Here is a 24,998-nt window from a genome sequence, read left to right as displayed (position 1 = left end):
GATTAGCCGGCGTCGATGGCGTGGAAGACGAGGCAGGCGGAGTGCACGTGCGGCAGCAGTCCGATCCGGTTCATGGTGGCGCCGAGCGCGCCGGCATCGGGCGCATCGACGACGACGATCAGCTTGCCTCTGATGTCGCGGCCGTGGATCTCGCAGCCGGACAGCGCGAGGATGTCGGCTTCGACGCGGTCGAGCTGCTCGGGCCGGGTCTGCACGATGATCGAGGCGATCTCGCCCTTGGCTGGTGCGACGACGGGATCGGCGGTGAGGACGCGGCCGGTGATCAGCGCGCGCCGGTCGAGGGAGGTGCGGTGTGAGAGCACGGCGGGGTCCTTCCGATCAGTGCGCCGCGGGCGGCCCGGGCGGTCCGGCCATCATCTGGTAGACCCACACCGTGAGTCCGTAGGAGCCGACGGTGGCGACCGCGAGCGCAGGCATCAGCACGGCAGTGAGAAACAGGAAGGCAAAAATTTCCATGCGTCTGCGACGCGCACGCGCGTTCGCATCGCCGCCAACGAGCGACATGAGAGAATTCTCGGCTAGGGGGAGGTTCAGGAGGGGTTGCGGCATCCGGGCCGCGCCTGTTCCAACGTTAAGCAAGGAAGCCTTGTCAAAGGCTTGACCTGGATCAAGCGGCGGAACCGCGGGGACAATTGGTCGCGGATCGGCGAGCATGCCGGTGCGATCGTGGTTGATGGTCTGTGAAGACCCGTGATCGCGTTGTCGATCGTGAGAGATTCTCGCTGCTTTGCACGGGCGTCTCGATACGAACATCCCTTCGCCGTGTGACGAAACAGGACCGGCATCGCTATTTTTCCGGGGTGCTCGACACGCGTTTCGCCCGCCACCATCATCCCTTGCATCGCATCAATGCGGATGCGCAAGGGTCGGAGAGGGCAATGAAGCGTCGCGATTTTCTCAAACTGTCATTGGCATCAGCTGCGGTGATGAGCTGCGCGGCGCCGCTGCGCGCCGAGGACAGGCCGAAGGAGATCCGCATCGGCACCCAGAAGGGCGGCTTCTTCCCCGCCGTGAAGGCGCGCCGCACCATCGAGGAGACGTTCAAGCCTCTCGGCATCGAGATCGTCTGGGTCGATTTCCAGTTCGGTCCGCCGCTGCTTGAGGCCATCAATGTCGGCAGCGTCGATTTCGGCTATGTCGGCGACGCGCCGCCGATCTTCGCGCAGGCCGCGGGCGCCAAGATCCGCTACGCCGCCGCCGTCAAGCAGAACGGCAGCAGCCAGGCGATCGTGGTGCAGAAGGATTCGCCGATCAGGACGCTTGCCGATCTCAAGGGCAAGCGCGTCGCCTTCGGCAAGGGCTCGAGCGCGCACAATCTGCTGGTCGCAGCACTCGAGAAGGCGGGCCTGTCGTGGAGCGACATCACGCCGGCGCCGCTCGCGCCGGCCGATGCCACCGCGGCCTTCGTCAAGGGCTCGGTGGACGCGTGGTCGATCTGGGATCCGTACCTCGCGCTCGCCGAGCTGAAGGAGAATGCACGGGTGATCGCGTGGGACAAGGACGTGCATAAGCCGAACTCGTTCTACATCGTGGGCTCCGACTTCGTTGAGAAGTATCCCGCCATCGTCGCCAGGCTGAACGCCGCGTTCGCCGCCGAGGGCATCTGGGCCAACAGCCATCACGACGAGGTGGCCAAGGCGCAGGCCGAGGCGACCGGCGTCGACATCGCGGCGGTCAGGCGCTTCGTCGACCGTTCGGTCTACAGCGTCGTGCCGCTCGACGACGACATCATCAGGAGCCAGCAGGCGGTGGCGGATCGGTTCGCCCGCGTCGGCCTCATTCCGAAACAGATCAACGTCAGCGACATCGTCTGGAAGTGGACGCCGTCCACCTGACGCCTGATCGCCATCCCAATCCGAAAGAGACTGACATGAGTAACGCTTCGAAGCCCAACGTGCTGTGGTTCCTGCCGACCCATGGCGACGGCCGCTATCTCGGCACCTCGCAGGGCGGCCGCGAGGTCAACTTCAACTATCTGCGCCAGGTCGCGCAGGCCGCCGATCAGCTCGGCTATTACGGCGTGCTGATCCCGACAGGACGGAGCTGCGAGGATTCCTGGATCGTGGCCTCGGCGGTGGCGCCGTTCACCGAGCGGCTGCGCTATCTCGTCGCGGTGCGGCCCGGCCTGCAATCGCCGGCGGTGGCCGCGCGCATGACCGCGACGCTCGACCGCGTCAGCAACGGCCGGCTGCTGGTCAACGTCGTCACCGGCGGCGATCCGGTCGAGAACAAAGGCGACGGCATCTTCCTGTCGCATGAGGAGCGCTACGAGGTCACGCGCGAATTCCTGACCGTCTACAACGCGCTGCTCGAAGGCGAGGCGGTCAACTTCAGCGGCAAGCATATCACGGTGGAGGACGGCCGGCTGCTGTTCCCGCCGGTGCAGTCGCCGCGGCCGCCGCTGTTCTTCGGCGGCTCGTCGGATGCCGGCATCGACGTCGCGGTAGACACCGTCGAGAAGTATCTCACCTGGGGCGAGCCGCCGGCCGATGTCGCGGCCAAGATCGCCAAGGTGAAGGCCGTCGCCGACAGTCGCGGCCGCAAGCTGTCGTTCGGCATCCGCTTGCATGTGATCGTGCGCGAGACCAATGACGAGGCGTGGGCGGCCGCCGGCGACCTGATCAAGCACATCACCGACGACACCATCGCCTCGGCGCAGAAGATTTTTGCCCGCATGGATTCGGTCGGGCAGCAGCGGATGTCGCAGCTTCACGGCGGCCGACGCGACAAGCTCGAGATCAGCCCGAACCTGTGGGCCGGCGTCGGCCTGGTCCGCGGCGGCGCCGGCACGGCGCTGGTCGGCGATCCCGACACGGTGGCGGCGCGCATCCGCGAGTACCAGGATCTCGGCATCGATACCTTCATCCTCTCGGGCTATCCGCATCTCGAGGAAGCCTACCGCTTCGCCGAGCTGGTGTTTCCCAAGCTTGGCTTGAATGTGTCGGAGCGGACGGGCAACGTCACCAGGCTCCGCACCAATACCGGCCCGTTCGGCGAGACCATCGCCAACGAGCACCGTCCGTTGCAGAGGGCCTCGCAATCATGAGTCTGATCGAAAGTGTTCCCAAGGTCCGCAGGCTGGCGGTGCCGCGCGCGGATGGGCTGATCCCCTGGCTGGTGCCGCTCGCGATCATCCTGATCTGGCAGGCGGCCTCGGCCGCCGGCCTGGTCTCGCCACGCGTGCTGCCGGCGCCGAGCGACGTGGCGCGCGCCGGCTGGAAGCTGCTGTGGTCGGGCGAGCTCGGCCGCAACATCTGGGTCAGCTTCTGGCGCGCCTCGATCGGCTTTTTGATCGGCGGCGGCATCGGCTTCGCCTTCGGTCTGGCCAACGGCCTGTCGCAACTGTCGGCGAAGCTGACCGACACCACTCTGCAGATGATCCGCAACGTGCCGCATCTGGCGCTGATCCCGCTGGTCATCCTGTGGTTCGGCATCGACGAGAGCGCCAAGCTGTTTCTGGTGGCGCTCGGCGTGTTCTTTCCGGTCTACCTGAATACGCTGCACGGGATTCGCACGGTCGATCCGCAACTCATTGAAATGGGCCGCGTCTACGGCATGTCCGACCGCGAGCTGTTTCGCCGGGTGATCTTCCCCGGCGCGCTGCCGTCGATCTTCGTCGGCCTGCGCTTCGCGCTCGGCATCATGTGGCTCACCCTGATCGTCGCCGAGACGATCGCGGCGTCCTCGGGCCTCGGCTACATGGCGATGCAGGCGCGCGAGTTCATGCAGATCGATGTCGTCGTGCTCTCCATCCTGATCTACGCCCTGCTGGGCAAGGTCGCCGACAGCGCCTCGCGGGCGCTGGAGCGGCTGACGCTGTCCTGGCATCCGGCCTTCAGCAAGCATTGAGGTTCTGGAAATGCAGCAAGCGCTCCGAATTCCCGTCTCCGGTGTGGAGGCGATCGACGGCCCCGATGTGATCGGGCATGCTGAGGCTTTCCGCCCCGTGAGGAAGCACAGCGTGAGTCCGGCCAAACCCGAGACACGCGGCCTGCCGCTCGTGATCCGCGATCTTCGCAAGGCGTTCGGCGACAACGAGGTGCTGCGCGGCATCGACCTGGAGATCGCGGCCGGCCAGTTCGTCGCCATCGTCGGCCAGAGCGGCTGCGGCAAGAGCACGCTGCTGCGGCTGATTGCCGGCCTCGACAAGCCGACGTCGGGCACGATCAGCTTCGGCGAAGCGGCCGCGCGGCCCGAGGACGTCCGCGTCATGTTCCAGGAGCCGCGGCTGCTGCCATGGGCGCGGGTGCTCGCCAATGTCGAGGTCGGGCTCGGCCGCGAGCGCAAGGCCGCCGGCGCGCATGAGCGGGCGCGGCGGGCGCTCGAGGAGGTGGGTCTCGCCGACAAGCGCGACCAATGGCCGGCGGTGCTGTCCGGCGGTCAGAAGCAGCGCGTCGCGCTGGCGCGCGCGCTGGTCAGCGGTCCGCGCCTGCTGGCGTTCGACGAGCCGCTCGGCGCGCTGGACGCGCTGACGCGGATCGCGATGCAGCGGCTGCTGGAGCGGGTCTGGGCCGATCAAACCTTCACCGCAATCCTGGTCACCCATGACGTTGCGGAAGCCGTGGCCCTCGCTGATCGCGTCCTCGTCATCGAGAGCGGCCGGATCGCCGAGGACATCAGCGTCGATCTGCCGCGCTCGCGCCAGCGCGGCTCTGCCGAGCTTGCGGCGCTGGAAGGCTCGATCCTGGGCCAGTTGCTTGGACCGGGCACGACGGGGTAGGAAAGGTCAACGCAATGAACTCCATCGTCCGTCACATGCCTGATGCCACGGCGCTCCAGCCGGATTTTCGCTCTGCGATGCGCCAACTGGTCGGAGGCGTCAGCGTCATCACGGTCGGACGCGGCGATGAGGTCACCGGCATGACGGTGAGTTCGCTGTCGTCACTTGCGGTCGAGCCTCCCTCCATCATCGTCAGCCTCAACCGCAACGCCTCGTCCTGGCCAATTCTGCAGCGGGAGGGCGTTTTTGGCGCCAATCTGCTGGCGGCGGATCAGATCGGCGTGGCCGAACGGTTTGCGGGTAAGGGTGGCTTGCGCGGCGTCGAACGTTTCGCAGGGGCCGAGTGGCGCAAACGGGTCACCGGCGTGCCGCTCCTCGTCGGAGCGCTCGCGACGCTGGATTGCGAGGTCGAGGAGATCATCGAGCGGCACTCCCATGCCATCGTGATCGGCAAAGTGGTGCATATCGATGTGGCGCCGCAGTCGGCGGCCCTGGCGTATTGGCATGGCAGCTATGTCGGGGTTGATCGCGACGACGGTCACGGTCGGCTCGCGGCCTTCAGCGTCCCGGATCCGCGGCTGACGCCGTAACGTTCCGACGCTCCGGGGCGAGCTGGCAACTTTCCTGCGGACGCCTTAAAAGCCGCTGTCGGCGTCAGCAGCGGAAATCATGAAACGGATCGGAACCTGGGCTCTGTATGCGATCGGCACGGTCGCCATCCTCTATCTCGCGCTGTATGCGTACGCGGTCCTGACGCAGCGCGAGTTCACGCCCGGCGATCCCATTCACATCTTCCGCAATCCCGAGGCGCCGAACTATTCGTGAGGCTGTGCCCGGCGACGCCGCGCCGGCGTATTCTCGCGAACCCACGGATCCGCGGACTGTTCACAGTCCTGTAGCTGCATCCAATCGTCGGTCAGAAACTGCACGCGGCAGCGGCGCCACACTTTGATGTGTCCGCCATCCGGCGACGTCTCGACGTCGGATAGCGACAGCGTGGGCGGCCGCCAGCGATAGCTGCGTTCATTGTCCCAGCCGTCGCAGCCCTCCCTGCCACAGGCGATCGTTCGCGAGATCAGCTTGCCTTTTCCTGCGAAGCACCAGCTCCGGACGCCCCATTCCTGACCCGACGATGGGGTGACGAGCGGTGCGTGCGACGTCTGCTCCCAGCAGCCTGACAGCACGCCGCGCGTGGCGGCACCGGCCGGCGAAACGGCAAGCGGCGCGCCGAGGGCCAGCGCGCCGCCGAGAACGATCCGGATGGGCAGATTATACGGGGCTCGGCATGCGCGGCGTGTCGCCGGAGCCCGGCGGCGGGATCGGCACGCCGCCGTCGGCATATTCGTTGAGCTTGTTGCGCAACGTGCGGATCGAGATGCCCAAGATATTGGCCGCATGTGTCCGATTGCCCAGGCAGTGCTTCAGGGTCTCCAGGATCAGGTCACGTTCGACATCGGCGACCGTGCGGCCGACCAGGGCGCGCGTGACCTGTTCCGCCGCCATCGTAGCATGCGCGACGGCGGGTTGGGTCTTGCCGATGTCGAGGCGGGCGCCGTCGGGCGTGAGGATGGCATCCGGCCCGATCTCGTCGCCCTGTGCCATCAGCACCGCGCGATGCATCGTGTTCTCCAGCTCGCGCACGTTGCCCGGCCAGCGGTTGGTGGTGAGGATGCGCTTGGCCTCCGCCGAGATCGGCCGCAGCGGGACGGCATTGGCCTCGGAATATTTGCGCGCGAAATGCTGCGCCAGTTCGAGAATGTCGGCGGGGCGCTCGCGCAGCGGCGGGATCTTGAGGTTGACGACGTTGAGCCGGAACAGCAGGTCCTCGCGGAACGTGCCCTCGCGCACGGCGTCGGCCAGGTTGCGGTTGGAGGTCGCGATGATGCGGATGTCGACAGGGACGGGACGGGTGCCGCCGACGCGGTCGATCACGCGCTCCTGGATCGCGCGCAACAGCTTCGACTGCAGCCGCACGTCCATCTCGGAGATTTCGTCCAGCAGGAGCGTGCCGCCATTGGCCTCCTCGAACTTGCCGATGCGGCGGGCGACGGCACCGGTGAAGGCACCCTTCTCGTGGCCGAACAGCTCGGACTCCAGCAGGTGCTCAGGGATTGCGGCGCAGTTGATCGAGATGAAAGGACGCTTGGCGCGGGCCGAGCGGGTGTGGACGTAGCGCGCCAGCACCTCCTTGCCGGTGCCGGACTCGCCGGTGATCATCACCGAGGCGTCGGAGCCGGCGATCTGCTGGGCAAGCTTGATCACCTTGGCCATCGCCTCGTCGCGATAGACGAGATCGCGCGAATCGTTGGCGACAGCGGCGAGGACGGCCGCGATCAGCTCAGGATCCGGCGGCAGCGGAATGTATTCCTTGGCGCCGGCATGGATGGCGGCGACCGCGGCGCGGGCATCGCTGGTGATGCCGCAGGCGACGATCGGCACGTGGATGTGCTCGGCATCGAGCCGCATCACTAGGTCGCGGATGTCGAGCGCGACGTCGACCAGCAGCAGGTCGGCGCCCTTGCCGCCGCGCAGCACCCGCATCGCCTGCTCGTTGTCCTCGGCATGGGTGACGGTGGCGCCGTTCTCCATGGCGATCTTGGTGGCCGTCGTCAGCTGGCCCTTCAGCGTTCCGACGATGAGAAGCCGCATGTTGGTCTCCTATTCGGTCGTGCCGCTCTCGATCGGCACGCAGGTCATGTCTGTCAGTTGCGGTCGGACTTGATGATTTCGGTCATCGTCACACCGAGCTTGTCTTCGACCAGAACCACCTCGCCGCGTGCCACGAGCCGGTTGTTGACGTAGATGTCGATGGCTTCGCCGACCTTGCGGTCGAGTTCGAGCACGGTGCCGGGCCCGAGCTTCAGCAGCTCGCCGACATCCATCTTCGAGCGGCCGAGCACGGCCGAGACCTGAACCGGGACGTCGAACACCGCTTCGAGGTCGGCCGCGATGCGCGCGGCATGCTCTTCTTCATTGTAGCCGACGTCCCCGCCCAGCGGAGGCGCGTCCGCCGCATTGAGGTCGGGAAGCGGGATCTCGTTGTCGCTCATGACTTAAACTCCCTCGGCCACCACGGCGGCCTAGTTCTTCTTGGACGCCATGTAGCGTCCGACCAGCTCGTTGATCTTGGCGTCGATCGCAGCGCGCTCCAGCACGACCCCGCCATCGGCCCATTCGATACGGCAGTCGCCGGTCGCGATCTCCGGCTCGGCGAGGATGACGAGGCGCCCCTCGAAGCCGCTCTGCTTGGCGAGCTTCTCGATCTTCTCGCGGGCAAGCTCGTACAGCGCGTCGTTGATGCGCAGCACGAGGTGCGGCGTCGCCACCAGATGCGCGAAGCAGTCGTGCACGAGTCCGGTGATCTCGCCGAGCGGCTCCGCCTCGACCAGCGCCGCGCATAGCTTGCGGGCGACGGCGACCGCGACATCGACGGCCTCGGTTTCCATCCGCTGCTCGATGCCTTCGAAGCGTGCGGAGATGCCCTGCAATTGGATGTTGATCTGCTCCAGCGCCGAGGCGACGCGGCGGTCGGCCTCGACCTTGGCTTCGCGCTGCGCCGCCTCGTAGCCGTTGCGATAGGCGGCGGCTTCGGCGGCCGCGACCTTCTGTGCGATCTCGGCAGAGGTGGCGGCAGCGCGCTCCCGCGTCGCCTTCTCCGGCGCGGCGAAGTCGGTATCGAACAGGAATTTCGCGGGCTGAGCCATCAATACACCAGTTCGTCGTCGGCGCGGTTCTTGCTGAGCATGATCTCGCCCTTGGCGGCGAGATCCTTGGCGAGGTTGACGAGCAGGGCCTGCGCCTCGTCGACGTCGCGCAGCCGCACCGGCCCCATCGCGGCCATGTCGTCCTGCAGCATCTTGGCGGCGCGCGACGACATGTTGCCGAAGAAGAAGTTGCGGACCTCCTCGTTGGCGCTCTTGAGCGCCACGCCGAGCTTGTCCTTGTCGACATTGCGCAGCAGGGTCTGCGCCGAGGCGGAATCGAGCTTGATCAGGTCGTCGAAGGTGAACATCAGCGCCTTGATGCGCTCGGCCGATTCGCGGTTCTCTTCTTCGAGCGACGTGATGAAGCGAGTCTCGGTCTGGCGGTCGAAATTGTTGAAGATCTCGGCCATCACCTCGTGGGCGTCGCGGCGACGGGTCTGCGACAGGTTCGACATGAACTCGACGCGCAGGGTCTGCTCGACGCGCTCGATGACCTCCTTCTGCACCGCTTCCATGCGCAGCATGCGGCCGATGACGTCGAGCGCCATGTCCTCGGGCAGGATCGCGAGCACGCGGGCGGCATGCTCCGGCTTCAGCTTGGACAGCACGACCGCGATGGTCTGCGGATATTCGTTCTTGAGGTAGTTGGCGAGCACCTCTTCCTGGACGTTGGAGAGCTTCTCCCACATGTTGCGGCCGGCGGGGCCGCGGATCTCGTCCATGATGCCGTTGACGCGTTCCGGCGGCAGGTATTGCTGCAGCAGGCGCTCGGTGGCGTCGAAATTGCCCATCAGCGCGCCGGAGGCCGACATGCGCGAGACGAATTCGAGCATCAGATCCTCGACCACGTCGGCTTCGATGGTTCCCAGCGTCGACATCGCCAGCGACAGTTCACGCACCTCGTCGTCATCGAGCTGCTGCCAGATCTTGCCGCCGTACTGCTCGCCGAGGGCGAGCATCATCACCGCGGCGCGGCGCGGGCCGCTCAAGGGCTCGGTCTTCTCGCGCTGCGCCTGGCGGCTCGCCAAGGTCGCGATGACCGTGGAAATGTCGTTGTTGTTGGCGTTGGCGTTCTGGGTCTGCGGCAGCGACATGGCGTCTACGTTCTTTTCAGTTCAGGCGGTTCACGTCGATCGGGTCAGCTCTGCGGCTCGGCGAGCCACTGGCGGATGATGGCGGCGGCTTCGCCCGGGTTGCGGTCGGCCAGCTCGCCCACCCGGTGGACGGACTGAGCGTGGACCTGGCCCTGGACCTGGGCGACGTCGATCATGTTGGCGGTCTGCTGGGCGTGAGCGGCTGCCTGGATGGTTTCGTCGGTGAGCGCCGGCAGGCCGCCGCCCGGGACGGCGATCTCTTCGGTGGCGATGATCTTCTTCACCAGCGGCCGCACCACCATGAACACGACCACGATGCCGAGCAGCATCATCACCGCGAGCTCGATGACGTACATGACGTCATCCTTGGTGAAGTGGAGCATCCCGAGGAAGCCGGTGGGCTCGTTGATCTGCGGCACCGCGGGAGCGTCGGCGAATTTCAGGTTGACCACCTCGACCTGGTCGCCACGCTTCTGGTCGAAGCCGATGGCGGAGCGGACCAGTGCGGCGATGCGGTCGAGCTCGTCCTTGCTGCGCTCCTGATAGACCAGCTCGCCCTTTTCGTTCTTCGAGTAGGCGCCGTCGACCAGAACCGCGACCGAGATGCGGTTGACCCGTCCGGCCTCGGTGACCTCGGTCTTGGTGGTGCGGGAGATCTCGTAATTGTTGGTCTCTTCGGTCTTCTTGCTCTGGTCCCGCGGCTGCTGCGGCGGCTGGTTCTGCTGGTTGCCCGGCAGCTCGTTGTTGACCGTGACCTGGCCGTTGTTCTCGTTGGTCGCCGACTGCTCTTCGCGTGTCTGACTCGAGCGCAGCACGCGGCCTTCCGGATCGTAGCGGTCGGAGGTCTGGGTGATGCGGTTGTAGTCGAAATCGGCGGAAAGCTGGACGCGGGCGCGGCCCGCTCCGACCACCGAGGAGACGATGTCCTCGACCTGCTTGCGCATCCGCTTCTCGAAGGCGTTGCGACGCTCGTCGCCGACCTGCTGGTCGATGTCGGTCTGGGTGCCGTCGGCGAGCAACTGTCCGGCCTCGTCGACGATCGACACCCGCTGCGGCTTCAGGCCGTTGACGGCGGAGGCGACGAGGTGGCGGATGGCGCGGATCTGCGCCGGCTCGAGGGTGCCGCGCACGCGCACGACGATCGAGGCGGACGGCTCCGGGGTCTCGCGCGAGAACAGCGGCCGCTCGGGCAGGACGAGATGGACGCGCGCGGCCTGGACACGGTCGATGGCGCGGATGGTGCGGGCGAGCTCGCCTTCGAGCGCGCGGAGATGGTTGATGTTCTGGACGAAGCTCGTGGTGCCCAGCGCGTCCGACTTGTCGAAGATCTCGTAGCCGACGCCGCCGCCCTTGGGCAGGCCGCCCTCGGCGAGCTTCATGCGCAGCCGGGTCACCTTGTCCTTGGGCACCAGGATGACGCTGCCTTCATTGCGCATCTCGAAGGGAATGCCCTGCCGCTCCAGATCCTTGATGATGCTGGAGGAGTCCTCCATCGTCAGGTCGGTGAAGAGGGTGGTCATCTGCGGCGCGGTCACGCGCATGATGACGAAGCCGAAGAAGCCGATCAAAGCAGCGGTTACCGCGATCATGGCGGTGAGCCGCGCGGCGCCCAAACCCTTCAGGAAGTCCAAGAGACCTTGCAAGCAACTGCCCCATAGTTCGGCATTCGACGGGTGGCCGCTGAAAGGTGATGTGAGCTTCGCGGGCCTTTACGGCCGGTTGCATAGATCGCGAAATTCAATCCTTAACCTTCACCAGCACCCGCATTCCAGGTGGCGATCCGATGTCAGCCGACGCGTCCGCCAGTCGCAGAGGGGGCGCGGAGGTTGGATCGAACCGCTGGGCAATTATTGCCTATGGGAAGGTTTCGATATGGTTAACGATGGTTAAAGGGTCCTAACAAAGTGTAGACATGCAAAAAATCGGCTTGGCGGGGCCAAGCCGATTTTCGAAGAAATCCCGTCGCGTCGGTAACGTCTTATTGGCGATATTGCTGAATTCGAGTGGTGCGCAGGCCGGCGAGACCATGCTGGTCGATCGAGAACTGCCACGACAGGAATTCGTCGACGGTCAGGGTGTAGCGGCTGCACGCTTCCTCGAGGGACAGCAAGCCGCCGCGAACGGCGGCAACGACTTCAGCCTTCCGGCGAATGACCCACCTCTTGGTGCCTGGCGCAGGCAAATCCGCGATGGTGAGCGGGCTGCCGTCAGGCCCGATGACGTATTTCACCCTCGGGCGATGGGGTTCTGTCATGGCGTACTCACAAACTCTTAACCACTGAACTCACGGTAAGACCCTACGCCGCCTCGCTTAAAATTTGCCTAAGCGAAGGGCGCGAATCCGGCGCTATGCGCGAACGCCGCCACTTCCGGTGGCGCTGCGCCCCGGGAGCGGAATCGTGGTAAATGATTGGTTAAGAATTTCCGGCGCTTACGCTGACATGTCGCCGCGGCGGCTGAGCTTGTTCAAGCTCAGCCGGGATCGGTTCAGACGGGGCGGGAGCTAGCTCACGATCCGCTGGATCTGGTTCACCGTATAGGTCTGGCCGCCGATCGACAGCAGCGGCGGCTGCTGGGTCAGGTCGACCGAGGATACGGTGCCCTTGACCTGGGTCGAGATGGCCACCGGCGAACCGTTCGTTGCATCGGTGCCGACCACCGTGATCTTGTATTGCCCGTCCGGCCATTGGGTGCCGTCATTGCCCTGGCCGTTCCAATTATAGGTCTGGTTGTCGCCGGCGCTCGCCGAATATTTGCCGCTGAAGACGGTCTGGCCGACGCTGTTGGTGATGCTCACCGTCAGGTTGCTGTCCTTCGGAATGCTGAGATCCCAGCTCGCTTGCCCTTTGGTCATGGTCGTCGTCGAGCCGTTCACCACTGCGGTCTTGCCGACGAAGGCGAGCGCCTGGGTCGCCTGCGTCGTCTGCTGCATCGTGAGCAGGGACGCGAGCTGGTCGTTGGTCTTGAGCTGCTGCTCGACGCCGGCGAACTGCACGAGCTGCTGGGTGAACTGGTTGGTGTCCAGCGGATCGAGCGGGTTCTGGTTCTGCAGCTGCGTCGTCAGCAGCGTCAGGAAGGTCTGGAAATTGCCGGCAATGGTCGAGCCTGCGCTCGAGCCGAGGCTGCTGTTGCCGGTTGACGAATTGGTGTTGGTCGTGCCCGAGACCGGCGGGGGTGCCGTGATTGCGTCGCCGATTGCCATGGAAGCCTCCTGTTAAACCCTGATATCCACGCCGCCTTGCGCGCCGAACATCCGTCCATAGGACCGTCCGGCGAGCTGGACCGGGACGTTTTCGTCCTCGGTCACGATCAGGCGTTGTGCGTTGCCATTCTGTTGATAATCGCCGCCATTCTGGCCGGACGAGTTCTGGTCGCGCAGCGAGAACTGCAATCCGCTGTTGTTGCTCTTGAGGCCGGCGTCCTGCAGCGCCTGCTGGAGCTGCGGCGCCGTCTGCTGCAGCATCGCCAGCGTCTCCGGCTTCTCGACCCGCAGATGCGAGGTCACCTGGCCATTGCGGTCGACGTCGATGCGGACGTCGATGCGGCCGAGCTCGGCCGGATCCAGTCGGATCTCGAAGCGGCTCTTGCCGTTGAGCGCGGAGGCTGCGATCTCGACGGCAAGCCCATGAAGCGGCACAGCGGCCGCCGTGGCGGCTGTCGCGGTCAGGCTGGCCGAGGTGATCTGGCTGGTCGATGCGGCCGGCGTCGACAGCTGGGGCTGCAACGCGGCCGTGGCCTGTGCGCTCGGATCCGGCGCCGGCCCGTTGGTCTGGCTGGTCGTCGGCGCGGCGTTGCGATCATGTGAGGCCGGTGCCTGCACGTTGCCATTCGCCTTCCCATCGCCGGCCTCGACGGAGTCCGGCTTGGCTGCAACAGCGGGCTGTTGCGCGAGCGCGCCATGGCCCGGCTGCTGAGTGGACTGGACGTTGCCATTGCCCGTTTCGGTGACCTTGCCGGCTGCGCCGTCGGCGAGCCCCGTCTTGGTCTGGGTGCCCGGCTTGCCCGTCGTCTTGGTGCTGCCGGGAACGGCCGCATCGAGCGCGGCGGCGACGCTCTGTTCGGCAGATGCGGCAGCGTCGCCGGAGGCCGCCGCTGCCGTCTCGGGCGTCGTCGCGGTGGATCCGGCTCCGTCGGCATCCTTGGCCGCCGCGGAGGATTTGGCTGCGGCCGCCAGCAGGCCTGCCGCGGTATCGACCGAGCCCTGCGGGCCAACACCGGGCACTCCGACGGGAGCGGCCGCACCGGGCGCATTGGTTTTGCCGTCGCCGTCCGCCGTGCCATCGCCGTTGGCGAGGGTGATCTCCGGCTGGATGGCGACGGCGACCGGCGTCGGCACGGCCACGGTCGGCCCGGCTCCAGCGGTCGTCGCGGCGCTCGCATCCGTGCCGGCCTGATCGCCGTCCTTCTTGTCGCCCGTCTTGCCGTCGCTGGTCTTGCCGTCGGCGGTCCCAGCCGCATCGGTTTTGGTCGACGTGCCGGCGGTCGCGTCGGCCGGGGTATCCGAACCGCTGTCGTCGGCGCGCGCGGTGCTGCCGTCGGCCTTGTCCGCCGGCTTGTCCTGCGACCTGGCCTGGGTGGTGCGATCGGCGTCGCCGGCCCGCGCCGGCTCGCGGCTCGAGGTGGAAGCGCTGGCGGCGCGCGGCGACGGCGACGCGGAGGTGGGCGGCGACGCTGTCGACGGATCCGGAGTCGCGGCGTCGACCAGCGCCGAGAAGCTGTCGGACGGCTGCGGAGCGTCCTGACGGGACTGTCTCGGCGCCGTGGTCTTGAGAACCGTGCCTGCCTGGATGTCTGACGTGACGCTGAACACCTTGGACCCTCTCGCGATGAACTCGACCAAGCAGTTCAGCAAGGAGCGGGCCAAGCCGGGGTTGCAGAAAATCGCCAACAAATTCAGGTTCTTATGGAATCAATCGGGGCGCGGGCCGCAGCCCTCGTCCTCGCCATTTCTGCCCGGCCGGCAAGATTTGCCGCCGGCATCTGCGACCGGCGCAATTGCTTCGCAGGAAGTGCGCCTATATTAGAGACGTATGCTTTCGTGTTGTTTCCGATCAGGACATGCTGTCCGGAGATCGCCCGAAGCAAGCCATCCGCAAAGACGGCGCATGCGAGGCGTTCCCGCGCCGGGAACCCGTTGCCTGACGCCGCGATCGCAGTGACCGGATCATGCTCAACAGTCTCGATCTCGAAGGCCGTCCCGAAGACACCAGGGTCGTCGTCGCCATGTCCGGCGGCGTGGACTCCTCGGTGACGGCCGCGCTGTTGAAGTCGGAAGGCTACGACGTCGTCGGCATCACTCTGCAGCTCTACGATCACGGCGCGGCGACGCACCGCAAGGGCGCGTGCTGCGCCGGCCAGGACATCCACGATGCCCGCAACGTTGCCGAGCGCCTCGGCATCCCGCATTACGTGCTGGACTACGAAGATCGCTTCCGCGAGTCGGTGATCGACAATTTCGCCGCCAGCTACGCTTCGGGCGAGACGCCGGTGCCGTGCATCGAGTGCAACCGCGCGATCAAGTTCGGCGATCTCCTGAAGACCGCGCGCGAGCTCGGCGCCTCCGTGCTCGCCACCGGCCATTACGTCGCCTCGCGGCGGCTGGCGGACGGATCGCGCGCGCTCATCTGCGCGGCGGACAGCGATCGCGACCAGAGCTACTTCCTGTTCGCGACCACGCGCGAGCAGCTCGATTATCTGCGCTTTCCGCTCGGCGACATGACCAAGCCGGAGGTGCGCGAGCTCGCGCGCCGTTTCGGCCTGGAGGTCGCCGACAAGCACGACAGCCAGGACATCTGCTTCGTGCCGACCGGCCGCTACACCGACATCATCGGCAAGCTGCGCCCGAACGCGATGGAGCCGGGCGAGATCGTCGATCTCAATGGCCGCGTGCTCGGCGCGCATCACGGCATCGCCAACTACACGATCGGCCAGCGCAAGGGCCTCGGCATCGCTGCCGGTGCGCCGCTCTACGTCGTCAAGCTGGACGTCGCCACCCGCCGCGTCGTGGTCGGCCCGCGCGAGGCGCTGCGCACGCATCGCATCACGCTCCGCGAGGTCAACTGGATCGGTGATGGCGCGCTCGACGCGGCCGCGCGCGAGGGCCTCGAATTGTTCGTGCGGGTGCGCTCGACGCGGCCGCCGCAGCCGGCCTGGCTGCGCGGTGCGGACGGCCGTTACGAGGTCGAGCTCGTCGCCGGCGAAGAGGGCGTCTCGCCGGGCCAGGCCTGCGTGTTCTACGATGCCGCGTCCGGCCGCGCCCGCGTGCTCGGTGGCGGCTTCATCCAGAGCGCTGTTGCGGAAAGCAGCAGCTTGGGCGGCAACGCGATCAGGCCGCAGCGCGTGGCCGAGCCGGTCCGCGGCTGATCAGCATCCATCATTCAGGGCAGGGGCATGGGGGACATCGACCGCGCGGGGGTCGAAAAGGCCTATGAGCGCTGGGCGCCGATCTACGATCTGGTGTTCGGCAAGGTCTTCGATCAGGGCCGCCAATCGACCATCGCGGAAGCCGATCGCATCGGCGGCCGCATTCTCGACGTCGGCGTCGGCACCGGTCTGTCTTTGTCGGACTACGCCCGGACCACGAGGATCTGCGGCGTCGATATCTCCGAGCCGATGCTGCGGCGGGCGCAGGCCCGCGTCCGCGAGCTGAAGCTCTTCAATGTCGAGACGCTCGCGGTGATGGATGCCAAGCATCTCGCGTTCGCCGACAATTTCTTCGACGCGGTGGTCGCGCAATACGTCATCACTGCGGTGCCGGATCCCGAAGCGACGCTCGATGATTTCATCCGCGTGCTGAAGCCGGGCGGCGAGCTGATCCTGGTCAACCATATCGGCGCCGAGAGCGGCCCGCGCCGCATCTTCGAGCTCGCCTTCGCGCCGATCGCGCGCCGACTCGGCTGGCGGCCGGAGTTCCCCTGGGCTCGGCTGGTGAACTGGGCTGCAAAGCATGGCGGCGTCACCTTGGCCGAGCGCCGGCCGATGCCGCCGCTCGGACACTTCTCGCTCATTCGCTACCGCAAGGGCTGATCACCGGATACCCTGGCCGTGCGCTTTGCCAGGCCATCCGCGCGGAACGCGAACGCGCGGTTTGCGTTGCCCCGCCATGAGCATCAGGCAAACCTTGTTCCTCTCGTTCGCACTGGTCTCGGCCGCGGCTGCGGCCCGCGCCCAGGCGCCGCCGACGCCGGCCACGCCGCCGCAGGCAACGGCGCCGGCCCCCAACGCGAATGCCGCTTGTGCGCCGAATGCCCGCGCGACGGCGACGCCTGACGGCATCACCACCGGCCGCGCCGGCGAGCTGCTCGGCGACAAGCTGGCGAAGACCAACGGCGTGTTGTGTCCGCCGAGCGGGGTCGACCCGGAAATGCACGCGCCGACCCCGGAGGGCGGCACGACCCCGGTGATCCCGCCGCCCGGCAGCCCCGGCGGCAATCAGAACGTACAGCCGAAGTGAGCCTCTTGTGATCCGCATTGCCGAGCAGCTGCTGTTGGTCGCACACGTCGGCGTGTGACCCTCGACGAGCGGCGGATACATGCGCAAGGCCTTGGAGAGTCGTCCGGAAATCCCCTCGTGCGAAAACCGCTGCTGCCCGCGAGCTTTGCTTGACAGGGGCGGAGACGCCTCCTTATATGCCGCCCGTTCACAAGGTCCGGCGGCCCGCTTCAACCGGTCTTGCCTTGATCGAACACCGTGGCGGGGTAGCTCAGCTGGTTAGAGCACGGGAATCATAATCCTGGGGTCGGGGGTTCGAGTCCCTCCCCCGCTACCAACGGTCACCCCTCCACCCGAACGCTTCGTCCCCATTCTCCCGGTCCGCAAGGCTGGCACGCCACGCCACGGCGCGGCCTACGATGCCAGCCGCGCGATCACCAGATCGAGCACAGCGCGCAGCCGCGCCAGCCGGCGCAGATCTCGATGATAGCCGAGATAGGTGTCCCGCCCCGGCGGCTGCTCGCCGACGTCGACCTGCTGGAGGCCGGGCGTAGCGTCTCCGAGCGGTCGGGGCAGGACGGCAAGGCCCGCTCCCTGCGCGCAGAGAATGGCCTGAACGTCCCGGTTGTTGCTCCGCATCGCGACCTCCGCCTTCGGGAGTTTCTTCGCCAGCCAGCGCGCGTCGGGCATGTCGGCGAAGGCCGTGTCCATGGTGACGACCCTGATCCCTTCGCCGTCGCCTCCGACGTTCCGGGGGCCGTGAACCGGGCCGTACACAGCATAGGGAATGTGCAAGAGCCGCCGCGAGATCACCTCCGGCTCGTCGAACGACCGAATGCGGAACACGAGGTCCGCCTCGCGGCGGGGAAGGCTGTAGAGCCGAGCATCGGTCAGCAGCTCGACACAAACGCGCGGGTGGAGACGGCCGAACTCGGCAAGGACAGGCGCCAGCATCAAGCGGCCAAACCAGTCCGACGATGAGATCCTGAGGAAGCCGTCGAGTTGCGCCTGCGTTCCGGCCAGGCGTCGCTCGAAGGCGAGCGCTTCCTCCTCCACGCGCTCGGCGTGGGCCAGCACGGCCGTGCCTTCGTGTGTGAGCACGAAACCCTCGGACGTCCGCTGGAACAGCGTCTGGTTCACGGCGGCCTCAAGGGCTGCGAGGCGGCGTCCCATGGTCGGTTGAGACAGGCCGAGCCGACGCGCTGCAGCACCGAGCGTGCCCTCGCGCGCAATGGCAAGGAAGATCCGCAGGTCGCTCCACTCCATGCCGGTCCTTTCAAAAACAGCCCGACGGGATCGCTGGACACCTATTCAGAACTGAATGAATTACGTACAAATTCGATGATGTCCATTCAGAAAATGAGGGATCATGGTCTCCGCCATCACAGCAGGAGGTCTCAATGACCCATTCGATGACGGCTGCCGTCCTCCACGAAACTGGCGCGCCGCTCCGCGTCACCCCGATCAGCCGCCCGACGCCGGGGCACCGTGAGGTCCTTGTGCGCATCGCCGCGGCGGGCACCAACCCGTTGGACGCCAAGATCCAAGACGGCCAGGCCGCGCATGCCAAGCATCCCGCGCCCGCCATCCTCGGGCTGGACATGGCTGGGACGGTCGAGGTCGTCGGCCCCGGCGTCACCCGGTTTCGCCCTGGCGACGAGGTGTACGGCATGGTCGGCGGCGTCGGCGGTCATCCCGGAACGCTGGCCGAATATGTCAGCGCCGATGAGGATCTGCTTGCGGCCAAGCCGGCCAACCTCTCCATGCGCGAGGCCGCGGTTCTGCCCCTCGTGACGATCACGGCCTGGGAGGGTCTTGTCGATCGCGTCGGCATTCGACAAGGACAGACGCTCCTTGTGCTGGGCGGAGCCGGTGGCGTCGGTCACATCGTGGTCCAGCTGGGGCTCGCATTCGGTGCAACGGTCCATGCCACGGGAAGCGCGGAGAGCAGGCCCGTGATCGAGCGCCTTGGCGCGACCTTCATCGACCGGCACGAGCCGATTGCCGAAGCGGTCGGCCGCGTGACGGGAGGGCGTGGCTTCGACGTCGTGTACGATACGGTTGGCGCTCTCGACGTCGCCTTCGCCGCGGTGGCGAGGTTTGGTCACGTGACCTCATCGCTGGGGTGGGGCACCCATCCGCTCGCGCCTCTCTCGTTCAAGGGCGGCACCTATTCCGGCGTTTTCACCCTCCTGCCGCTGATCGAGGGTGAAGGACGGCGGCACCACGGCGAGATTCTCGAGAAGGCCGCGCAGATGGTCGAGGCCGGCAAGCTCACGCCGCTGCTCGACCCGCGCCGGTTCGCACTCGAGGACGTCGGCGCGGCCTATGACGCCCTCAAGAAGGGGGGTGGCGCAGGCAAGATTGCGGTCGACATCGGGGCGGCGTGAGCTTGCTCGACCAATCACGGCTGCACAGGTTTCACTCGCAAATGGCAACGCCAAGGGATCGCGCGATGAGAGTCTGGTGCCGCGCCCGCTTCGACCACCTTGTCGACAAAGCCGGAGCAGGCCTCTTCGCCACCGTCGACCAGGTGACACCCGAGATGTTCGATAACCTGCTCGCCACGCATCTCAAGGGTTCGTTCTTCCTCGATCGAGGTCTCCGGTGGGGACCAGATCTGAGAGGCGAGACATGGTGACGGCCAGCGAGACACGTCACGCGCGGGGCTTGCCTCAGGCGGCGGAAGTCACCTCGTTCCGCATGAAGCCGGGGATTGCGGCGAAGCAGGCCGTCGAAGCCGGCCGTGACATCGATGCTTGGCTTCGTCAGCAGCCCGGCTTCGTCTCCCGGCTCATGATCTCCAACGCGGATGGCTCGATCACCGACATCGTCGTCTGGAGGTCTGAGCGGCACGGTCAGAATTCGTCGAGAAGGCTAATGGCCGAGACCGCGTTCTCGCCCTTCCACGCAATGGTCGATGGCAAGTCGGTCGACTGGAGATTCGCTGCCGTCCTGATCTGAACGCAGGCGAGGACATGCGCAGCACGCCTGCAGTTGCCCGCACATTCACGGGTGAACGTGTCGCTCGCACCGGATTGCGCAAGGCGGGCTTCGACCTATTCTCTATCGACACCACCCAGACGACAACTCCACGGCGCCCTCGCTAGCACCGCCCGAGCTCGAGGTCGCGGACCTTCTGAACCATGTCCGTCACGGATGTCGCCTCGAGCTTTCTGAAGGCATTGCTTCGATGCATCTTCACCGTGATGAGGGAGATCCCGAGTTCGGCCGCGATCTGCTTGTTGACCAGGCCGCGATCGAGAGCCGTCAGGACCTCCATCTCTCGCGGCGTCAATCGGGTGGCGCGATCCCTCAAGTGATCCTTCGCGCGCTCCTCCTTCTGCCGTCGCGCCTCGATGTCAATGGCTTCGTCGACCGCCGTGAGGAGGTTCCGCGGCTGGAATGGCTTCTCCACGAAGTTGATTGCGCCGGATCGCATGGCCCTGACAGCGGTCGACACATCCGCGTCGCGGGCGCTCATGATGATCGGGGTTCGGACGTTGCGTGCAAAGAGATGCTGCTGCAGCGCCAAGCCGCTCTTGCCCGGCAACCGGACGTCGATCAGGAGGCAGCCGACTTCGCGATCAACGCCCCTGGTGAGCAGCGAAGCTATCGAATCGTGCCACCTGGACTCGAGACCCGCTGACATCAAGATGGCATCGAGTACGTCTCGCGACGTCGTGTCGTCATCGACGACAGCGACGACATGAGGTGGTGGGATCTCCGGCCTGGCCAACCTGAGATGGTGCAACTCGCCGCGGCCACGCGTCCGCGCACCGTGCTGCAGGAGAGGGGAGTCCGCAGCCGAATGCGAGGATGTTCGACGGCGAGGAAGCTCTGCCGTCATTCTGCGATGAACGCGAGAATGTCTGCGTTGAGGACGTCGGCATGGATCGTCAGCATGCCGTGCGGAAAGCCCTTGTAGAGCTTCAAGGTGCCATGCTTGAGCTGTTTGGCCGACAGCAGCGCGGCGTCTTGATAAGGCACGATCTGATCGTCATCGCCGTGCATGACCAGCGTCGGTACATCGATGAGCTTGAGGTCCTCGTTGAAGTCCGTTTCCGAGAACACCCTGATGCATTCATAATGCGCGTGGGCTGCGCCCATCATGCCCTGACGCCACCAATTGTCGACGACACCCTCGATGAGGCGCGCGCCCGGCCGGTTGAAGCCGTAGAACGGAATCGGCACATCGCGATAGAACTGCGCCCGGTTGGCCGCGAGCTGGGCGCGGAGATCATCGAATACGGCGAGCGGCGTGCCGTCTGGATTCGCTGACGTCTTGAGCATGATCGGAGGGATCGCGCTGACCAGAACGGCCTTTGCAACGCGCCCCTGGCCGTGACGGGCGACGTAACGCGTGACCTCGCCGCCGCCGGTCGAGTGTCCGACGTGGACGGTATTGCGCAGATCGAGCGCGCGTGCGAGCTCCGCCACGTCGGCCGCATAGGTGTCCATGTCATGGCCGGTCGAGGACTGGCTCGACCGGCCGTGACCGCGCCGATCGTGCGCGATCACGCGATAGCCGCGATGCAGAAAGAATAGCATCTGGGTGTCCCAATCGTCGGCGCTGAGCGGCCAGCCGTGATGAAACAGGATCGGCTGTCCGTTGCCCCAATCCTTGTAGAAAATCTCGGTTCCGTCGGTCGTCGTGATGAAGGGCATGGATGCATCTCCAGTTGAGACCCGTCGAGGATTCCGATTGCAGCGCGGGCTACGGCGCGGCCTCGGACGTGAGCGTTCGTTCGACAACGACTTAAAAGAGACCCACCGGAGAAGTCTTCCGTGCGGACTTCCAATCTTGAAAGAATGCACGAGCACGCGCTGGGCAGCTGCAGCGGATGGAGCTACGGTTCAGCTTGTTCGATTGCGGGCGCCCAGCCGCCAAAGCGCCGGGGAGTTTCCGGTCATTCGCCGAAAGGCGGTGGTGAAATGGGCCTGGCTGCTGAAGCCGAGATCGAAGGCGATCGAGACGACTGGCTGTTCTGTCGCTCGAAGCCTCTCCTGGGCGCGGACGATCCGGCGGTGCAGGATATAGGCATGGGGCGGATGCCCGGTGGCGGCCTTGAACTGGGCGGCAAATCGAGATCGGGGAAGGCCAGCGATGTCACTGAGTTGCGACAGGGAGATCGTCCTACCAAGGTGCGCATCGATATAGTCGAGGGCGCGGCCGATACGGTCGGCCGCGGGCTTCGCCGCGTCGCCGGCGCTGATCGTGCGGCCATGATGTCGTTCGATCAAGCGCGAGCCGAACGCCAAGGCGAGCCCTTCCACGAAGGAGGGTCCCGCGATTCCGTCATAGAGGTCCGCGGCCCTGAATGCCAAGGCAAGCTGTCGGAGACCGTCGTCGACGATCCGGTCGGTCTCGAACAGACAGATGTCGCCCGATGGCAAACGCCCGAGCACGCTGTTCATGCACTCGCGCAGCAGATCCTGCGAGAGAAAAACCCTGAGATTGTCGAGCCGGCCCCTGGCCAACCCGCGCCAACGTCCCTGCCGCGGGCCGGTGATCAGCATAGCATTCGGCTCCTCGCCGCCGCTCCAGACGCTGCGTCCGGAGATCAGCAACTCTTGTCGCGCGCGCCGCTGCACCAGCGTCACGACGTGTGAATCATCCTCGCAATCGGAGCAGACTTCGATAGGACCGTTGTGCTCGCTTCGCCAGCGCGACAGGCCGACTTGAATATGGCGGCCGTTTGCGAGCGTGGCGGGGGCAGGCTTGGCGCGCCATTGAGTTTCGTCGTGCACCAGCATGGAGAGACCTCGTCGAGAAATCGTTTAGTTAGACAGCGCCGACCGGATGCGAAAGAGGCCGTAGGCCGCAGCGCCATCGATTGACGTGCGAATTGGAAAGTCATTCGCACTTTCAGGAAGCAAGCATGGTCTCTCGTCCGCTAGATGTCGTGACAAGCCGTCGCAACGCTGCGCCGAGGCCAGATTGTGGTGGCTGCCGGGAGACGTTGCTGCCGAACGGGCAATGGGAGATCGCAAGATGACACTGGCTGAGAACCATTCCCGCCGAACGTTCTGCATCTGCTGTATCGCCGCAGCCGGTGCAGTTGCCGCGGGAGGCTGGCTCACGCCATCGCAGGCGTTTGCCGAAGCCCGCAACATCGTGGATACGATCCGCGACGCGGCGGCGCATGCGCCGATCAAGGTCCACGCGCTACGCGGCGATGTCAGCATTCTCGAAGGATCCGGCGGCAACATCGCGGTTCTCTCCGGACGCGACGGCAAGCTGCTTGTCGATGCAGGCATTACGGCGTCGCGTCCGAAGCTGCTGCAGAGTCTGAATACCATTGGCCGCAGTCCTGTGACGCGCCTGATCAACTCGCACTGGCATTTCGACCATACTGACGGGAATGCGTGGTTGAACGGCGAGGGAGCGGCGATCGTCGCCCACGCGAACACCCGCAAGCATCTGTTGTCAGCGCAGCGCGTCGAGGACTGGGACTACAACTTCCCGACATCGCCGCTCGCCGCAGTTCCGAGCGAGACCGTCAGCGCCGAGACGACGCTGAAGCACGGCGGCGCGACGGTTGTGCTCCGGCCCTACGGCGCTGCGCATACCGATTCCGATTTGTCGATCACGTTCACCGAGGCCGACGTCCTGCACTGTGGCGACACGTACTGGAACGGAATCTATCCTTTCATCGACTATTCGACCGGCGGCAGCATCGACGGCATGATCAAGGCCGCCGATGCCAATCTGGCCGCGGCGGGCGACAGGACGATCGTCGTTCCCGGACATGGCGCGCCCGTGAGCAACAGGAAAGAGCTCGCGGTTTATCGGGACATGCTCTCCGCCATCCGCGACAATGTCGCCAAGCTGAAGCAGCAGGGACGTTCGGTGGAGGAGGCCATCGCGGCCAAGCCGACCACGGCCTTCGACAGCCGCTTCGGCCAATTCCTGATCACGCCGGCGTTCTTTACCCGACTGGTCTACCAGGGCGTCTGACGTCCGCGGCCGAGACGAAATCATGGCACAGCGCGGCGCCAGCGTCCGGGCGCTTCTCCGACCAGGCGCCGGAACACATTGATGAAATGCGTTTCGCTCTTGAATCCGACGGAGATGGCAACATCCCGGATCGATCGCTCGGGATCGAGCAGCAGCCGCTTCGACGCATGAACCCGGCACTGGAGGACATACATGTGGGGCGACATGCCGGTGGAGGCCTTGAACTGAGCTGCGAAATGCATGCGGCTGAGACCCGCGGCGGCGCTCAGATCCGCCAGCGCGATCGGCTGTTGAAGATGAGCATCAATGAAGGCCTTTGCCCGATTCAGCCGCCACGGTGTCAGCGGCGACAGCTTTCGCTTCGGCGAATGCTCCTGCTTCAGGTGGTAGCGCCCGATCAGGTGGGCCGCGAAGCTGATGCTCAGGCTGTCGAGGAACAACCGGCTCGGGGCGGCGTCATCGGCGAAGGCGCGCATCAGCGACGTCATCAGGTGACGCAGCACCTTGTCGTCCGCTTCCTGCGGGCCGAACAACTCCATCGAAGGGTCGGCGGGCCTGCCGCTGATGTCCTCGTAACATTCCGTCACGGTGGCCGGAGAGACGAACGCCCGCAGGATCGCGTAGTCCTCGCGATAGATTGCCCGCGCATTGGGAAGCGCGGGCCCTGTCAGGACGATGGTGCCTGGAACGACGTCGCCATCGATCACGGACCGTCCGGCAATGGAGAGCGACAGGTTCGTGCACCGCACGGCGTAAGACACCGTGTAGGGCAGGTCGGCCAGATCGGCTTGCACCTCGAGTGCGGCTCTGTCGATCCTACCGCTCCACATCGAGACCGAGAGTCGTGCTCCGCCGTCCGCGGTCAGCGATGGTGAGTGCGGTGGCTCGCGCCAGCGTCGTTCGGCAGGGATGTGCGCCAGGCTTGGCAGCGAGGTGACCAGGGCCGGCACATGTCGGCCCGTGTGCGATAGTCGCGTCGCCGTGTTGGCTTCTCTGGCCTCGTTGTCCATTGCGCGCCTCCGTCCTTGACCGAGGGGGATGATCCATACAATCTGTCAGAAGAAGC

General features: G+C 65.9%; 28 protein-coding genes and 1 tRNA gene. 14 read left to right on the top strand and 15 right to left on the bottom strand.

Annotated elements, in window-relative coordinates:
- Positions 1-2: 2 nt before the first annotated feature.
- Entirely contained in the window at positions 3-323 is a 321-nt protein-coding gene (locus tag ACQR10_RS18920) for a chaperone NapD (RefSeq protein ID WP_316182352.1), read from the bottom strand.
- A gap of 16 nt (positions 324-339) precedes the next feature.
- Entirely contained in the window at positions 340-525 is a 186-nt protein-coding gene (gene napE / locus ACQR10_RS18915) for a periplasmic nitrate reductase, NapE protein (protein WP_315803350.1), read from the bottom strand.
- Positions 526-899: 374 nt separating this feature from the next.
- Here napE and ACQR10_RS18910 point away from each other — a divergent pair, with 374 nt between their 5' ends.
- From ACQR10_RS18910 to ACQR10_RS18885, 6 genes are all read left to right on the top strand, one after another.
- On the top strand, positions 900-1,856 hold the full coding sequence (locus ACQR10_RS18910) for an aliphatic sulfonate ABC transporter substrate-binding protein (RefSeq protein ID WP_434863810.1): 957 nt from the start codon (positions 900-902) through the stop codon (positions 1,854-1,856).
- Between the two features lie 35 nt (positions 1,857-1,891).
- Positions 1,892-3,067 (top strand): FMNH2-dependent alkanesulfonate monooxygenase, encoded by a 1,176-nt coding sequence (gene ssuD, locus ACQR10_RS18905; protein WP_434912044.1) that lies wholly within the window; start codon positions 1,892-1,894, stop codon positions 3,065-3,067.
- On the top strand, positions 3,064-3,870 hold the full coding sequence (gene ssuC / locus ACQR10_RS18900; protein ID WP_315803353.1) for an aliphatic sulfonate ABC transporter permease SsuC: 807 nt from the start codon (positions 3,064-3,066) through the stop codon (positions 3,868-3,870). Before ssuD ends, ssuC begins: the two co-directional genes overlap by 4 nt.
- 10 nt (positions 3,871-3,880) lie before the next feature.
- Positions 3,881-4,741, top strand: a complete 861-nt coding sequence (locus ACQR10_RS18895; RefSeq protein ID WP_316217463.1) for an ATP-binding cassette domain-containing protein — start codon at positions 3,881-3,883, stop codon at positions 4,739-4,741.
- Between the two features lie 14 nt (positions 4,742-4,755).
- Positions 4,756-5,331 carry a flavin reductase family protein gene (locus tag ACQR10_RS18890; protein ID WP_315803355.1) on the top strand — a complete coding sequence of 192 codons (576 nt, stop codon included), beginning with the start codon at positions 4,756-4,758 and terminating at the stop codon, positions 5,329-5,331.
- Between the two features lie 79 nt (positions 5,332-5,410).
- Positions 5,411-5,566, top strand: a complete 156-nt coding sequence (locus ACQR10_RS18885) for a hypothetical protein (protein WP_284421132.1) — start codon at positions 5,411-5,413, stop codon at positions 5,564-5,566.
- Positions 5,567-6,010: 444 nt separating this feature from the next.
- On the opposite strand, the gene flbD is transcribed toward ACQR10_RS18885, so the two are convergent.
- The 8 genes from flbD to ACQR10_RS18845 form a co-directional block, all read right to left on the bottom strand.
- Complete coding sequence (flbD, locus tag ACQR10_RS18880; protein ID WP_315803356.1) at positions 6,011-7,390, bottom strand: sigma-54-dependent transcriptional regulator FlbD; 1,380 nt, start codon at positions 7,388-7,390, stop codon at positions 6,011-6,013.
- Between the two features lie 53 nt (positions 7,391-7,443).
- On the bottom strand, positions 7,444-7,791 hold the full coding sequence (fliN, locus tag ACQR10_RS18875) for a flagellar motor switch protein FliN (protein WP_015669138.1): 348 nt from the start codon (positions 7,789-7,791) through the stop codon (positions 7,444-7,446).
- 30 nt (positions 7,792-7,821) lie between these two features.
- A complete protein-coding gene (locus ACQR10_RS18870; protein WP_315803357.1) occupies positions 7,822-8,445 on the bottom strand; it encodes a FliH/SctL family protein in 624 nt (207 codons plus the stop codon).
- A complete protein-coding gene (gene fliG, locus ACQR10_RS18865; protein WP_315714167.1) occupies positions 8,445-9,539 on the bottom strand; it encodes a flagellar motor switch protein FliG in 1,095 nt (364 codons plus the stop codon). Before fliG ends, ACQR10_RS18870 begins: the two co-directional genes overlap by 1 nt.
- A 44-nt stretch (positions 9,540-9,583) precedes the next feature.
- Complete coding sequence (gene fliF, locus ACQR10_RS18860; protein ID WP_315803358.1) at positions 9,584-11,182, bottom strand: flagellar basal-body MS-ring/collar protein FliF; 1,599 nt, start codon at positions 11,180-11,182, stop codon at positions 9,584-9,586.
- A 335-nt stretch (positions 11,183-11,517) separates the two neighbouring features.
- A complete protein-coding gene (locus ACQR10_RS18855; protein WP_002714638.1) occupies positions 11,518-11,793 on the bottom strand; it encodes a DUF1153 domain-containing protein in 276 nt (91 codons plus the stop codon).
- A gap of 249 nt (positions 11,794-12,042) precedes the next feature.
- Positions 12,043-12,741 (bottom strand): flagellar hook assembly protein FlgD, encoded by a 699-nt coding sequence (locus ACQR10_RS18850; RefSeq protein ID WP_316217461.1) that lies wholly within the window; start codon positions 12,739-12,741, stop codon positions 12,043-12,045.
- Between the two features lie 12 nt (positions 12,742-12,753).
- A complete protein-coding gene (locus ACQR10_RS18845) occupies positions 12,754-14,349 on the bottom strand; it encodes a flagellar hook-length control protein FliK (protein ID WP_316217460.1) in 1,596 nt (531 codons plus the stop codon).
- On the opposite strand from ACQR10_RS18845, the gene ACQR10_RS18840 reads away from it, so the two are divergent.
- The 5 genes from ACQR10_RS18840 to ACQR10_RS18820 all read left to right on the top strand — a co-directional run bounded on the left by ACQR10_RS18840 (position 14,336) and on the right by ACQR10_RS18820 (position 17,308).
- Positions 14,336-14,563 (top strand): hypothetical protein, encoded by a 228-nt coding sequence (locus tag ACQR10_RS18840; RefSeq protein ID WP_315803361.1) that lies wholly within the window; start codon positions 14,336-14,338, stop codon positions 14,561-14,563. The two genes, ACQR10_RS18845 and ACQR10_RS18840, sit on opposite strands and share 14 nt — an antisense overlap.
- Before the next feature lie 142 nt (positions 14,564-14,705).
- Positions 14,706-15,902 (top strand): tRNA 2-thiouridine(34) synthase MnmA, encoded by a 1,197-nt coding sequence (gene mnmA, locus ACQR10_RS18835; RefSeq protein WP_316182371.1) that lies wholly within the window; start codon positions 14,706-14,708, stop codon positions 15,900-15,902.
- Positions 15,903-15,929: 27 nt separating this feature from the next.
- The gene (locus ACQR10_RS18830; protein ID WP_316217459.1) at positions 15,930-16,565 is read left to right on the top strand and encodes a class I SAM-dependent methyltransferase; all 636 of its coding nucleotides are present in this window, start codon (positions 15,930-15,932) and stop codon (positions 16,563-16,565) included.
- 76 nt (positions 16,566-16,641) lie between these two features.
- Entirely contained in the window at positions 16,642-16,992 is a 351-nt protein-coding gene (locus ACQR10_RS18825) for a hypothetical protein (RefSeq protein WP_316217458.1), read from the top strand.
- 239 nt (positions 16,993-17,231) lie between these two features.
- Positions 17,232-17,308, top strand: a tRNA-Met gene (locus ACQR10_RS18820).
- Positions 17,309-17,385: 77 nt separating this feature from the next.
- On the opposite strand, the gene ACQR10_RS18815 is transcribed toward ACQR10_RS18820, so the two are convergent.
- Positions 17,386-18,237 carry a LysR family transcriptional regulator gene (locus ACQR10_RS18815; protein ID WP_315803365.1) on the bottom strand — a complete coding sequence of 284 codons (852 nt, stop codon included), beginning with the start codon at positions 18,235-18,237 and terminating at the stop codon, positions 17,386-17,388.
- Between the two features lie 134 nt (positions 18,238-18,371).
- Here ACQR10_RS18815 and ACQR10_RS18810 point away from each other — a divergent pair, with 134 nt between their 5' ends.
- Complete coding sequence (locus ACQR10_RS18810; RefSeq protein ID WP_316217457.1) at positions 18,372-19,361, top strand: alcohol dehydrogenase catalytic domain-containing protein; 990 nt, start codon at positions 18,372-18,374, stop codon at positions 19,359-19,361.
- Positions 19,362-19,605: 244 nt separating this feature from the next.
- Entirely contained in the window at positions 19,606-19,935 is a 330-nt protein-coding gene (locus tag ACQR10_RS18805; protein ID WP_316182395.1) for a hypothetical protein, read from the top strand.
- A 142-nt stretch (positions 19,936-20,077) separates the two neighbouring features.
- On the opposite strand, the gene ACQR10_RS18800 is transcribed toward ACQR10_RS18805, so the two are convergent.
- The 3 genes from ACQR10_RS18800 to ACQR10_RS18790 all read right to left on the bottom strand — a co-directional run bounded on the left by ACQR10_RS18800 (position 20,078) and on the right by ACQR10_RS18790 (position 22,728).
- Positions 20,078-20,821: a response regulator transcription factor gene (locus ACQR10_RS18800; protein WP_316217456.1), complete on the bottom strand. Its 744-nt coding sequence runs from the start codon at positions 20,819-20,821 to the stop codon at positions 20,078-20,080.
- On the bottom strand, positions 20,818-21,639 hold the full coding sequence (locus tag ACQR10_RS18795) for an alpha/beta fold hydrolase (protein WP_315803369.1): 822 nt from the start codon (positions 21,637-21,639) through the stop codon (positions 20,818-20,820). Before ACQR10_RS18795 ends, ACQR10_RS18800 begins: the two co-directional genes overlap by 4 nt.
- A 189-nt stretch (positions 21,640-21,828) precedes the next feature.
- Entirely contained in the window at positions 21,829-22,728 is a 900-nt protein-coding gene (locus ACQR10_RS18790) for an AraC family transcriptional regulator (protein ID WP_316217455.1), read from the bottom strand.
- 238 nt (positions 22,729-22,966) lie between these two features.
- On the opposite strand from ACQR10_RS18790, the gene ACQR10_RS18785 reads away from it, so the two are divergent.
- Positions 22,967-23,932 carry an MBL fold metallo-hydrolase gene (locus ACQR10_RS18785; protein ID WP_316217454.1) on the top strand — a complete coding sequence of 322 codons (966 nt, stop codon included), beginning with the start codon at positions 22,967-22,969 and terminating at the stop codon, positions 23,930-23,932.
- A gap of 20 nt (positions 23,933-23,952) precedes the next feature.
- Here the strand turns inward: ACQR10_RS18785 and ACQR10_RS18780 are convergent, their stop codons facing one another.
- Positions 23,953-24,942 carry a helix-turn-helix transcriptional regulator gene (locus ACQR10_RS18780; RefSeq protein WP_315803371.1) on the bottom strand — a complete coding sequence of 330 codons (990 nt, stop codon included), beginning with the start codon at positions 24,940-24,942 and terminating at the stop codon, positions 23,953-23,955.
- Between the last annotated feature and the right edge of the window lie 56 nt (positions 24,943-24,998).

Source organism: Bradyrhizobium sp. HKCCYLRH2060, from assembly GCF_051168135.1.
Taxonomy (GTDB): domain Bacteria; phylum Pseudomonadota; class Alphaproteobacteria; order Rhizobiales; family Xanthobacteraceae; genus Bradyrhizobium.
Note: the sequence above shows the minus strand (reverse complement) of the source record. Positions and strands in the feature narration are given on the sequence as shown.